General features: G+C 27.8%; 10 protein-coding genes. 7 read left to right on the forward strand and 3 right to left on the reverse strand.

Features of this window, described 5'->3' with window-relative positions; genetic code table 11:
• Positions 1-18: 18 nt before the first annotated feature.
• Together OIF33_RS15825 and OIF33_RS15830 are read right to left on the reverse strand one after the other, a co-directional pair.
• Complete coding sequence (locus OIF33_RS15825) at positions 19-1092, reverse strand: hypothetical protein (RefSeq protein WP_322505201.1); 1074 nt, start codon at positions 1090-1092, stop codon at positions 19-21.
• 283 nt (positions 1093-1375) lie between these two features.
• A complete protein-coding gene (locus OIF33_RS15830) occupies positions 1376-2269 on the reverse strand; it encodes a DMT family transporter (RefSeq protein ID WP_322505202.1) in 894 nt (297 codons plus the stop codon).
• A gap of 584 nt (positions 2270-2853) precedes the next feature.
• Here OIF33_RS15830 and OIF33_RS15835 point away from each other — a divergent pair.
• From OIF33_RS15835 to rbr, 3 genes are all read left to right on the forward strand, one after another.
• Positions 2854-4092 carry a competence/damage-inducible protein A gene (locus tag OIF33_RS15835; RefSeq protein WP_322505203.1) on the forward strand — a complete coding sequence of 413 codons (1239 nt, stop codon included), beginning with the start codon at positions 2854-2856 and terminating at the stop codon, positions 4090-4092.
• Positions 4093-4860: 768 nt separating this feature from the next.
• Positions 4861-5784 carry a type II CAAX endopeptidase family protein gene (locus OIF33_RS15840; protein WP_322505204.1) on the forward strand — a complete coding sequence of 308 codons (924 nt, stop codon included), beginning with the start codon at positions 4861-4863 and terminating at the stop codon, positions 5782-5784.
• A 780-nt stretch (positions 5785-6564) separates the two neighbouring features.
• Positions 6565-7152: a rubrerythrin gene (gene rbr, locus OIF33_RS15845; protein WP_322505205.1), complete on the forward strand. Its 588-nt coding sequence runs from the start codon at positions 6565-6567 to the stop codon at positions 7150-7152.
• Between the two features lie 395 nt (positions 7153-7547).
• On the opposite strand, the gene OIF33_RS15850 is transcribed toward rbr, so the two are convergent.
• Positions 7548-8093 carry a 2'-5' RNA ligase family protein gene (locus tag OIF33_RS15850; RefSeq protein ID WP_322505206.1) on the reverse strand — a complete coding sequence of 182 codons (546 nt, stop codon included), beginning with the start codon at positions 8091-8093 and terminating at the stop codon, positions 7548-7550.
• Between the two features lie 533 nt (positions 8094-8626).
• On the opposite strand from OIF33_RS15850, the gene OIF33_RS15855 reads away from it, so the two are divergent.
• The 4 genes from OIF33_RS15855 (at position 8627) to OIF33_RS15870 (ending at position 12533) form a co-directional block, all read left to right on the forward strand.
• Complete coding sequence (locus OIF33_RS15855) at positions 8627-8752, forward strand: hypothetical protein (RefSeq protein WP_322505207.1); 126 nt, start codon at positions 8627-8629, stop codon at positions 8750-8752.
• Between the two features lie 234 nt (positions 8753-8986).
• Positions 8987-10543: an ABC-F family ATP-binding cassette domain-containing protein gene (locus OIF33_RS15860; RefSeq protein ID WP_322505208.1), complete on the forward strand. Its 1557-nt coding sequence runs from the start codon at positions 8987-8989 to the stop codon at positions 10541-10543.
• 388 nt (positions 10544-10931) lie between these two features.
• Complete coding sequence (locus OIF33_RS15865; protein ID WP_322505209.1) at positions 10932-11612, forward strand: response regulator transcription factor; 681 nt, start codon at positions 10932-10934, stop codon at positions 11610-11612.
• Between the two features lie 3 nt (positions 11613-11615).
• The gene (locus tag OIF33_RS15870) at positions 11616-12533 is read left to right on the forward strand and encodes a HAMP domain-containing sensor histidine kinase (protein WP_322505210.1); all 918 of its coding nucleotides are present in this window, start codon (positions 11616-11618) and stop codon (positions 12531-12533) included.
• Positions 12534-12567 lie beyond the last annotated feature (34 nt).

Below are 12567 nucleotides of genomic sequence, written 5' to 3' on the forward strand. Positions count from 1 at the left end.
TACTAGAAATGAAAAGAATTATTCAGTGATAATATTAACTGCATCTACACCTAAATAAGAAGAGTATTCATTTTCACCATTATCAACTTCACATCTTATAGTATAGGATCCGCCTTCTTCAAATGTATAAGACCAATCTTCCCAATAAGTTGAACCGTATCCTGGATCACTATTGTTAGATTCTCCTGTAAAAAGATTATAAGCAATGTTAGATTCATTATCCAATATATTGATTTCAGCACTAGAGCCATTATCAGAGGAACCTTCATTAAAGAAGAATGCATGTCCTTCTATTTTATCACCAGCACAAACTTCAAAGCTTTGAGATATATAATCATAATTTTTTGAACTATCTGCACTTAAAAGTGCAAAATAATTATTTAGAGGAGCAGTATATTCGTGTTGGAATTCCTTACTAATATTTTTTAATTTAGCTTTTTTCACGGTTTTAGTTTTACCATCATCTGAAGATACTTCCCAGTCTGGTATCTTATCTACTCCATGAGGTGATTCTTCAAAATCCCCATTTGATATAGGACTAGTTGAACAGTCTCCTGAATCTGAGTCTGGAGAACAAGGAGGGAATTCTACTTGGAATAGCATTGATATACAGCATATAAAGTGGCAAGGAACATCAAAGTAAGGTGTGCATTCTTCCTCACTAAGGTCTTCTTCACTCATTTCACATTTTCTTAATTGAAGTGTATAAGTTCCAGGGATTAGTGGCATTCCTGTTTGTAATTCAGTAGCAGCATCCATATCATCACTATACATATATAGTTTAAAACCACAAGGAAGGCATAAATGCATTAATTTTAAGTTTACAGGCTTTTCTATTACTAAAGTATCTTCTAGAGTTGGGGTTCTGTTATCAGTTTCCCAGCTTAGCTCACCATAGTTACCAAATACTAGAGAGAAGCCAATGTCATCACCATTGCCTGCTGGATTAGGGTCATTTTCTTGATATGAATATTTATATCTAAAAAGTCTTAGTTCAGGCATAACATTTACTTCAGCATTATTAGATCCAACTATTGGATAAGTTGTTTGTTGTTTTATCTTTACTTTATTATTAAAGTCAAGTTTAGACATATTATTATCCTCCTATGTCTACGATTATATTCTATATAAATATAGTATTTTTATAATTGCAGAATGTTACAATATATTACATTTTATATATTAATTGTAAGGGGGCTAATATGTAATATCATAAATACAAAAAAATAATTAGATATATATTCTGTATCATAGTATCTGGTAATATCTTATATTGATTTTTACTTAATAACAATTTATAATTAATTGATTTCATTATAAGATAATAATTTTACATTTCGACAAAAAAGGAAGCTGTGAGATTCTCACAGCTTTTTTAATTAGTAGAAATAGCAGAGTCTTCATCTGTTATTTCATCCTGAGAAGGTTTTTTACCACCTAAAATATTAAAAATTGAAGCTCCAATTATTATTACATATCCTAGGAATGATAAGAAGTCTGGAATTTCTTTAAAAAACATAAATCCATACATAGCAGCTATTATAAGACCTATGTAATCGTACATTGAAATTTCAGATGCAGGAGCATTTTTATAAGCCACAGTCAAAGCAACTTGTCCTAATGTGAATGCCACACCAGCACTTACAAGTAGAACCACATTCATCATTGTTAAATTCTCTGTATTCATAAACATTGAAGGTAGCATAACAATTGTAGCAATACCTGTAAATGATAATATGATTGTCCAGAAATCTTCTTTGTTTCCTAATACCCTTATCATTGTATATGCGAAACCAGCAAAACCAGCAGAAGCAACACCTATAAGAGCAGGAATAACAGCAGTGCTAAATTGAGGTTTTATAACAAATAAACTTCCTCCAAAGGCTACAAATAAAAGAGTAGCTTGTTTTTTAGTAATTTTTTCGCTAATTAATAAGTAAGAAAAAATTATTGTGAAAAATGGAGCTAATTTAGAAAGTATTGTTGCATCAGATAAAAACATTTTATCTAGAGCATAATAATTTGTTAGTATTGCTAAAGTTCCAGCAACACCTCTAGCAAATAGATATTTTCTACTTCCTTTTTTACCAAAGAAAGAACCTTTTTTATATCCTATGATGAAGCAAACTATTATGGTTGCTACAACATTTGTTAGAAAGGTTTTTTGGTAAGGGTTAACACCTTCAGCAAGCTTACTAAGCAAGTTCATAGTAGCAAAGGCTGCTGAAGAAAGTATCATAAAAATAATTCCTTTAGTTTTTGAGTTCATTTTCTTCTCCTTAATATATTTTTATCCATAATGCGTTGAATTTAAGTGAAAGTCCAAATTTTCAATTTGGTATCTTGAACTTATACCATGGAACATAGTGAGGTTGTATTCCTTAAATAAATACTATTTTAAAACATATTCTACTATAAAAAATTTAGATGTTTATTGTATTTATATAAACAAAGACTATTATAGGTGTAAGAAAAAGAGAGGTCAAATCAAAAAATAGGTAAAAAAGATGAATTAAACTTTAAAATTTTATCAAGCTTTAAACATAGCAAAGTTATTAATTTGGTACAAAAAAATGTATTGAAGTTTGAAATAAAAGAATATGTTTATAAAAAGATAATTAAGTAAATTATTTTTATGAGTTGGGATAATTATTTATAATTTAGGATATTATATAAAATTAGTCGAGAAAAGTTTTGAATATACAAATAAATTATGAATAATGAAAAGAATATAAATAAAAACTAGGACATATAGAGAAAAGTGGAGTAAAATTATTTATTAGAGAATAATAACTTTTATAAGAATTTATATAGAAAAGATATTTTACATATTAAATTTAAGAAGGTGATTTTTTGAAAGCTGAAATAATGGCAATAGGAACAGAAATACTTTTAGGTGATATAGTAAACACAAATGCACAATTTTTAGCTAGAGAGCTAGCCAATTTAGGTGTAGGTGTGTATCACCAATCAGTAGTTGGGGATAACTCAGACAGGATTTTAGAAGCTTTTGATAATGCTTTTAAGAATTGTGACACTATAATCACAACTGGTGGTTTAGGACCTACTAAGGATGATTTAAGTAAGGAACTTGCAGCAAAATATTTCAATGTGGAAATGTGTTTAAGAGAAGATCTGCTTTGTGATTTGGAGGATTATTTTAAGAAAAATAACCTTGAAATGACAGAGAATAATAAAAAGCAATGTTATTTTCCAAAGGAGGCAATAATACTTCCAAATCCTAATGGAACTGCTCCAGGAGCTATTTTAGAGGGAGAAAATAATAAAAGAATAATACTTCTTCCAGGACCACCAAGAGAAATGGAACCAATGTTTACAAATCACGTGGTACCATATTTAAGTAAATTTACTGACAGAGTATTAGTTTCTAAAATTTTAAGAGTTTTTGGTATTGGAGAAAGCAAGATGGAGGACTTAGTTTCTGATCTTTTAGACAGTGAGAATCCTACAGTAGCTCCTTATGCAAAGAATATTGATGTTATCTTAAGAGTAACTGCCAATGGTAAGAGCAAAGAAGAGGCTGAGAAACTTATTGCTCCAATGGAAAAAGAAATTAGAAAGAGACTTGGAGATAATATTTACGGAGAAGGTGAAGTAACCTTAGAAGAGGTTGTTGGAAAGTTACTAGTAGATAAGAAGATGACAATTTCAACAGCTGAATCTTGTACTGGCGGAATGATTGCAAGTACCTTAATAAACTACCCAGGAATATCCGAGGTATTTATGGAAGGTGCTGTTACTTATTCTAATGAAGCAAAAATGAAAAGACTTGGTGTTAAAAAAGAAACATTAGATAAGTTTGGTGCAGTTAGTGAAGAGTGTGCTAGGGAAATGGCAGAAGGAATAGCCAAGAATGCTAGCACAAGAATTGGAGTTTCTGTAACAGGAATAGCAGGTCCTGGTGGTGGAACTGAGGAGAAGCCTGTAGGACTTGTTTATGTTGGTTTATGTATAGATGGTGTTACAAAGGTTAAGAAATTTAACTTTAAAGCAGAAAGACAAAGAGTTAGAACTAGAACCATGATGAATGCATTAGATTGGATAAGAAGAGAGCTCGAAAAGAGAAACTAAAGATAAAAATGGAAATACCCATTAAGTTTACTTAATGGGTATTCATATGTGCTTAGACTAGCTAATAATTTATTTTAAAAGCTTTGTTTTAGTTAATATTGATTTTTAGCTAGACTTTCAGACCTAGCTTAATTTCGCAAAGAGTGTCTATTATCTATTCCAGAATAATAGCTAAGGCTTCTAAACTAGCTTCGCGTCGAACAGAAGAAGCCTCTTAACGCTATTATTCTTTCATATATAATGAAACTCTAATTGCTCATTAAGATGGTCTTACAGTTCTATCTAAAAATCAAAAATAACCTAAAATAAAACTTATAAATATATGTCTTAATTAAATTTTTAAAAAGTAAGAGAGTATTTAAATACTCTCTACTAGAAAAACATGAAGAAAATTTATTACATTATAAGGGTTTTAAGGGGGAGACAGTTTCGTTATTCCGTACATTAACGAAACTGTCAGTATAAATAAAATGGGGGAGAGGCTATTATAAGATTGAAGCTTATTGCCTCAGTAAATAGTATTAACAGTATTAATTTTTTTATACAGTTATAAACAAAATATTTTAATATTTTATAGAATTTTTTTAGTGAATTTATACCTTGCAAAATTACTACACTAAGATAGTAATTAAACAAAAAAGTAATTAATTAGTAATATTAGCTAATTAATAAATATGTTATATTTTAAGTTGAGTAAATATGCTTTAATGTATTAAACTTAGGTTTATGCGATATTTTAAATTTTATGTTTTAGAAGGGAGAAATAAGATGAAGCCTATATTTAAAGTAAGTTTATATTTTCTTATAGTATTAGTTTTATCAATAATAGGGCCATATTTTTTATCACCAGCTCTATATAGCATAGGATTAACGCCACCATTAGTTTTAATGGCAACGCACATAGTATTTTTTATAATACCAGCAATAATATATATTATAGTAACTAAAAGTAATTACAAGAAAGTTTTTAGCTTTAAGAAGCCAAAGGGAAAAGATGTGTTTTTTGCTATATTAATAGCAGCTTTAGCAAATCCAGTTATGATGTTTTTTTCATATTTATCAAGCTTCTTTTATACAAATGATGTAGCATTACTTTTAGGTCAAATGAATTCATTCCCATTATGGTTAATGGTTTTAGTTATAGGGGTTACACCAGCCATAACAGAAGAGATAACTATGAGAGGGATTGTTCTATCAGGATTTGAATTTAAAAGTAAGCATGTAGCAGCAATAATGACAGGTATAATGTTTGGTATCCTTCATTTAAATGCTCAGCAATTTTTATATGCTGCAGTTATGGGAATAATCTTAGCTTATGTAGTAAGAGCAACTGGAAGCATATTCTTATCAATGTTAATTCACTTTTTAATTAACTCATGGAATTTAATTATGCAGAGAATAACTAGCCAAGGAATAACAACAGAGGATCTAGTACATCAAATGGATGCGGTACAAAATGTACCTATTGAGGTTAAAATACAATTATTATTCTATTATTTAGTATTAGCAATAATTTGTGGATTTTTAATTAGTTATTTAATAAGAAAAATGGAAAAGAGAAATCTAAATATTACTTTAGATGAACTAGATGTTGCAACAAGAGTTTCTTACAAAGAAGAGAAAGTAATAAATGTACCATTTGTATTAAGTGTAATAATATTTATAATTTACACCTTCTTTATAGCCATTTAGTAATTTTAGAATACAAAAAAGGAACTGTTTTGGGATAACAGTTCCTTTTTCTATTAAATTGTGTGGTTAACTTAAGAGTGTATTAAGTTACTAATATTATTAACTAATAAATTAAAATTTATACATCTTAATAAACTTTAAATTTTTTACCAAGAATAGTCTTTTTATATTCTAAGGTTGCGTCAGTAAAAAAGTGAGATATTTTTTTATCTGCAACTATTTTAATACCATTATCTATAACCACATCGTCATTTTCATGTTGTTCATCCAGAACAACCTTGATATTTAAGCCTGCTCAGCCAGAGGAACAAGCTTCTATTCTAATAGCATCTTTATCACTGTTGGCAAGCATATCTTTAACTTTGTCAATTGAGTTTGGATGTATCTTAATCTTCATAATAAAACTCCTTCCATAAAATTAATGTTAAAGATTTTATATAATTAATTTAACTTTATGACTTAGATTATATACTCAGATTAAAAAAGAATCTATTATATTGTTTGTTTAAAACATAGCCTTTTATAAAAATAATAGTCAACTTTATTCTATATTGAATATAATAAAAAATATGCATAAAAGAATAGTATGCATAAAATTATGAACAAAAATAAAATTTATTCATAAAATGTTTAAAAAGCACTTGAATTTTCATAGGAAAGTGTTATTATAAATATGTAAGAAATAATTATTATTAATTAATACAATTTAGAAATTATTTATTTGGAAAAATAGACAATGTAATGTTTCTTCAAATAAGTGATTTGTAGGAGGTTTTTATAATGAAAAGTTTAAAAGGAACTAAAACTGCTGAAAATCTAATGAAATCATTCGCTGGTGAATGCCAAGCAAGAACTAGATATACTTATTTTTCAAGTACAGCTAGAAAAGAAGGATATATTCAAATATCAAATATCTTCTTAGAAACTGCAGAAAATGAAAAAGAACATGCTAAAGTATTTTTTAAGCATTTACAAAATGATTTACAAGGAGAAATGGTAGAAATTGATGCTGCTTATCCAGTAGAATTACCTACAAATACATTAACTAATTTAAAATTTGCTGCTGCAGGAGAATATGATGAATTAAGTAATCTTTATCCATCATTTGCAGAGGTTGCGGATAAGGAAGGATTCCCAGAAGTAGCTGCTTCTTTTAGAATGATAGCTAAAGCTGAAACAGCTCATTTTAATAGATATACTAAATTAGCTAAAAACATTGAAGAAGGACAAGTGTTCAAAAAAGATGAAGTTGTTCTTTGGAAATGTGATAACTGTGGATTCATTTGGGAAGGTAAAGAAGCTCCATTAAAATGTCCTTCATGTCATCATCCACAAGGTTACTTTGAAGTTTTTAAAGAAACTTATTAAAATATAAATTTTATTTACGCTTAACTCGTACCATTTTATTATGGATTGAATGTGAATTTGATAAAACTAAACTTATTTCAGAGGGAGCCTAAACTCTCTCTGAATTTTTTTTACGATTACCATAATATTATTTAGCACACTTTAAGAGGACTGCATCAAAAATAGCTTAAAATACTTATAAATTAATTGGTACATTACCCTTGCGCCAATTAAAAGTTCTTTATTTTAAGCTTAGAGATAGTCCTTTTTATTATATTAAATTAGTATGTTTATGGACAAAATAAAAATTGTTGTATTAAAATTACTTTCTAAAAAAACTTACATAAATACTATTTTGTTTAGTATCTGTGTAAGTTTTTATTAATATCTATATAATCTTTAATATAAACTTTTTATTAGGATAATGAGTATTTAAACACCACCATTTTACTTTCATCATTAATTGGTCTCCAAAATTGAATTTCATCAATTAGAAGTTCTCTATTAAAATTATAGTCTTGAAGTTTAGTATAAGCTGATTCAAACTCGTCCTTTCCCCATACCCTTTGAGCAAAATATGGATTAGCTAAGGATACATGAAGTTTCCATGTATTTGGATTAGATGTTAGCTTAAATCCTGCTTTTAATAGGTTTTCATAAAGCTCTATAGAAAGTTTTTTAATTACGCCACTTTTCTCATCTACTTTTAAATTTACAGACCTATATGGTTCTCCAAACTTAATAAGCCCGTTTATGTGCACTTCAAATTTTTTATATGATTTTAAAGTGTTTTTTACTACCTCATTTAATTTATCCATATCAGGATCTTCAATTACATCTAGAGTAATATGAAGCATTGGGAGATTCTCATAAAGCTTATATTCATTTGAAATTGATTCTTGCAGTGGCTTTATTATTGCATAGGAAGCCTTGTCAAATAATGCAACTAAATAATATAGCATAATAAACCCCTTTCTTACTAAATGTACAAATTTATACCAAGTATTTAGTTTATTATAGCATATTGAAACCTATTAATACTATAATAGAACATCTTGATTATATTATATACAGAGTTAGAGTAAGAGTTTCTTTTTTTGATTTAAGTAAAGGTTAATTTAAAATATAGTTTTTTATTTAATTAGTATTGATAAAAAGAATTTTTTATTTTAAAGTAAAATTTTTAGAACAATTTTCTTTAAAATGTATATATTAGTTTATTGAGGGAATTTATCATGGAAGTAAAAATTTTTTTCAGTAAATTAAGAGTAAATAAGGTTTGAATTTTATGGGGAGGAAATAAAAATATATTTGAAAAATCAAACTTAGATAATATACTATATATGATGTGTATTAAAGAATTTTAAAGTTAATATTTATTTTTAGATAGACTTTCAGATTTAGCTAAAAATAAATAATAGTTTAAAACATAGTATGAAAAACAGTAATATAGATTTTTATATAAAAATTTTAGTTTGAAAGGTGGAATAGGGAAATGGTAGAGAGCAGAGTAAGTAGATTAAATAAGAAAAAAGCATCTAAGGGATCAGTTCTATATAATATAATTGGAGTTTGTTTCTTAGCTCTAATTTTGTTTATTGGTAGCCAAATGTTTCTTTAAGAATTGATTACTTAGTTGGAGTTTATTTGCACGAATAACTATTCGGTAAATATAAATTCCAGCTTAAAATATTTTATATGTTACATAATATATAAGTTTTGATATGAAAATTTCACTTAGTATTGAAGTGCAGGTTTAATTTACTAAGATATACTATTTTGAGTTTATAATATAAGATTAATGATTTTTATAGAAATTTTTTTAGATTTGTAGATAAGGAGAGATATAAGTTAAATGAGTATTTTAATAGTTAAGAATATGAATCATGGCTTTGGAGATAGAGCCATATTTGAAGATGTGTCCTTTAGACTTTTAAAGGGGGAGCACGTAGGTCTTATAGGAGCTAATGGAGAAGGTAAATCAACTTTCATGAACATAATCACAGGTAAACTTATGCCAGATGAGGGAGATGTTCAATGGAGTAACAAGGTTAGAGTTGGTTACATGGATCAGCATGCTCAACTTGAAAAAGGTAAGAGTATAAGAGAAGTTTTAAGAGAAGCATTCCAATATCTTTTTGATATGGAAATTGAAATGAATGGTCTTTATGAGAGAATGGGTGAAATGTCAGAGGATGAAATGACTAAAGCCTTAGAAAGAACAGCTACAATTCAAGATATGCTAGATCATAACGGATTTTATATGATAGATGCAAAGGTTGAAGAAGTTGCAGCTGGTTTAGGTCTTAGAGATGTAGGATTAGACAAAGACGTTACTGATTTAAGTGGAGGACAAAGAACTAAGGTTTTATTAGCTAAACTTTTATTAGAAACACCGGATATATTACTTCTAGACGAGCCTACAAACTATCTTGATGAGGAACATATAGCTTGGCTTAAGAACTACTTAATAGGATATGAAAATGCATTTATATTAATATCACATGATATTCCATTCTTAAATAGCGTAGTAAATGTAATCTACCATGTTGAAAATAGAGCATTAACTAGATACACAGGAGATTACGACAACTTCATGAGAGTATATGAAGCTAATAAGAAGCAATTAGAGGCCGCTTACGAAAGACAACAGGCTGAGATTGCTAAGCTTGAGGATTTCGTTGCTAGAAATAAGGCGAGAGTTGCCACAACAGGTATGGCAAGAGCTAGACAAAAGAAATTAGATAAGATGGATAGAATAGAACTTGTAGGAGAAAAACCAAAACCAGAGTTCAACTTCAAGCAAGGAAGAACTTCAGGTAAATTAATATTTGAAGCAAGAGACTTAGTTATAGGATATGATGAGCCATTAAGTAAGCCACTTAACATAAGAATGGAAAGAGGCCAAAAAATAGCTTTAGTTGGAGCTAACGGTCTTGGAAAATCAACTCTTCTAAAAAGTTTAATGGGAATAATTAAACCTATAAGTGGAGAAGTTGAAACAGGAGATTACCAAAGCATAGGATACTTCGAGCAAGAAATAAAAGAAGCTAATTACAATTCATGTATAGAAGAAGTATGGCAAGAGTTCCCAGGATACACTCAATACGAGGTAAGAAGCGCCTTAGCTAAATGTGGACTAACAACAAAACACATAGAAAGCTCAGTAGCAGTATTAAGTGGGGGAGAACAAGCTAAGGTAAGACTTTGTAAACTAATAAACAATGAAACAAACATACTTATCCTAGACGAGCCTACAAACCACTTAGATGTTGAAGCTAAGGATGAATTAAAGAGAGCATTAAAAGAATATAAAGGAAGCATACTTTTAGTTTGCCATGAACCTGAATTCTATAGAGATGTAGTAACAGATGTATGGAATTGCGAAGAGTGGACGACTAAAATTGTGTAAATAAGTTAGAAAAGAGTTAGCTGATTTTTGCTAACTCTTTTTAGATATATTAAGTATATATTTTTTTATATTTACATCATTAAAAGTAAAAAATTAAAATATAGTATAGTGATTATTGATGAATGAATAAATAGAAATTAAAATAAGCTTAATTTATGAAGAATGAAAGTTTGTAATTGAGGATGAAAGATAATGATGCAAAAATAAGTGCTTAACATTTAAAATGTTAAGCACTTTTTCTTATGTTTTAAAATACTTTGACTTAAATATAGCTTTTTATTTTAATATGAATTCATTGAATAAATAGTTTATTTTAGAAATTTTTGATTTAAAAGGAATTTTAAACTAATATATATGTTAGATACATAAACTTAAGAGGAGCGATAAAATGTTTAAAATACTATTAGTGGAAGATGATAAGAACATAAGTGAGATGATTACAGATTATTTGACCAGTGAATCATATATTATTAACACATGCTTCAATGGAGAAGATGCTATTAATTATTTCAATACAGAAAAATATGATTTGATTTTATTGGATTTAATGATACCAAAAATAAATGGAATAGATGTTTTAAGAAAAATTAGAAAGACTAGTACAGTTCCTATAATCATTATTACTGCTAAAGATGATGATAATGATAAGGCCATAGGATTAGGGTTAGGAGCTGATGATTATATAACTAAACCATTTTCTTTAGTTGAGCTTTCTGCAAGAATTAAAGCAAATATAAGAAGGGTTACTCAATATATAGAAAAGAAAAATAATATAATTTTTGTGAAGGACTTAGAAATAGATTTAGATAGATATTCAGTAACTAAAAATGGAGAAAATTTAAATTTCACTCAGACAGAGTTTGGAATTTTAAAATTATTGGCTTCAAATAAAGGGAAAGTTTTTTCAAAGGAAATGATATATAACCATGTATGGAATGAACCATATTATGGTGAAGAAAACGTGATAAATTTACATATAAGAAGGATAAGAAAAAAGATAGAAGATAAAAAGGAAAATAGTTATATTAAAACTCTATGGGGCATTGGGTACTGTATAGAGGAGGAATAACTGATGAAAATACTAATGTTACTAGTAATAATTTTTTTAATATTAGGTTATTTATATGAATTTAAAAAATATAAAAAACAAACAAATGAAATAAATTATATAAGCGACAAACTTAATGATATTTTGGAAAATAGAACAAATGAAAAAATTTTATTATTTACTGATAGTAAAGAGTTAATAAGTTTAATTTCTGGTATAAACAGATTGTTGGATTATAGTACTAATAATAAAGTAGCATATGAGCATTCTAAATTATCAATGATGAGGATGATATCTAATATTTCACATGATTTGAAAACACCATTAACAACTTTAAAAGGGTACGTAGAAATGCTAAAAATGAAATTTAATGAGGACAAAATGATCATTAAAGTAGAATCTAGAATTGATGAAATTTTACAACTGATAAATAAATTTTTTGATTTAGCAAAACTTGAGTCAGGAGATAAAATTCTTAAGTTAAAGAAGATAAACTTATGTGAAGTATGTAGGAAAAATATGTTTGAGTTCTATAATGTTATTTCTAGAAAAAAACTTGAAGTAAAAATAAAAATACCAGAAGAACCTATTTTTATAAGTGGTGATGAAGAAGCGCTTGGAAGAATACTAAAAAATTTGATAGATAATGCTATTAAATATGGTAGTGATGGGCAATATTTAGGGATAAAGCTTTATAAAAATAAAGAATATACCTGTGTAGAGGTTGAGGATCATGGTAAGGGGATAATAGAAAAAGAAAAAGAACTAATTTTTGAAAGATTATATACATTAGAAGATTCAAGAAGTATGGAATATCAAGGAAGTGGGCTAGGTTTAACTATAACAAAAGAACTTGTTGAAAAGATGAATGGTAAAATTAGTTTGTTTAGTATACCTAATGAAAAAACGGTATTTAAAATACTATTTCCATTAGCTAATTAAAAGTTAATATAAAAGACAGTTTTAAGACAGAAAA

Source organism: Clostridium sp. LIBA-8841, assembly GCF_034439435.1.
Taxonomy (GTDB): domain Bacteria; phylum Bacillota; class Clostridia; order Clostridiales; family Clostridiaceae; genus Sarcina.

What these genes read in the sequence shown, in the direction of transcription:
- OIF33_RS15850 (WP_322505206.1), bottom strand. Translation starts at nt 8,093, where the DNA reads ATGCTATATTATTTAGTTGCATTATTTGACAAGGCTTCCTATGCAATA.
- OIF33_RS15870 (WP_322505210.1), top strand. Translation starts at nt 11,616, where the DNA reads ATGAAAATACTAATGTTACTAGTAATAATTTTTTTAATATTAGGTTAT.
- OIF33_RS15825 (WP_322505201.1), bottom strand. Translation starts at nt 1,092, where the DNA reads ATGTCTAAACTTGACTTTAATAATAAAGTAAAGATAAAACAACAAACA.
- rbr (WP_322505205.1), top strand. Translation starts at nt 6,565, where the DNA reads ATGAAAAGTTTAAAAGGAACTAAAACTGCTGAAAATCTAATGAAATCA.
- OIF33_RS15855 (WP_322505207.1), top strand. Translation starts at nt 8,627, where the DNA reads ATGGTAGAGAGCAGAGTAAGTAGATTAAATAAGAAAAAAGCATCTAAG.
- OIF33_RS15830 (WP_322505202.1), bottom strand. Translation starts at nt 2,269, where the DNA reads ATGAACTCAAAAACTAAAGGAATTATTTTTATGATACTTTCTTCAGCA.
- OIF33_RS15840 (WP_322505204.1), top strand. Translation starts at nt 4,861, where the DNA reads ATGAAGCCTATATTTAAAGTAAGTTTATATTTTCTTATAGTATTAGTT.
- OIF33_RS15865 (WP_322505209.1), top strand. Translation starts at nt 10,932, where the DNA reads ATGTTTAAAATACTATTAGTGGAAGATGATAAGAACATAAGTGAGATG.
- OIF33_RS15860 (WP_322505208.1), top strand. Translation starts at nt 8,987, where the DNA reads ATGAGTATTTTAATAGTTAAGAATATGAATCATGGCTTTGGAGATAGA.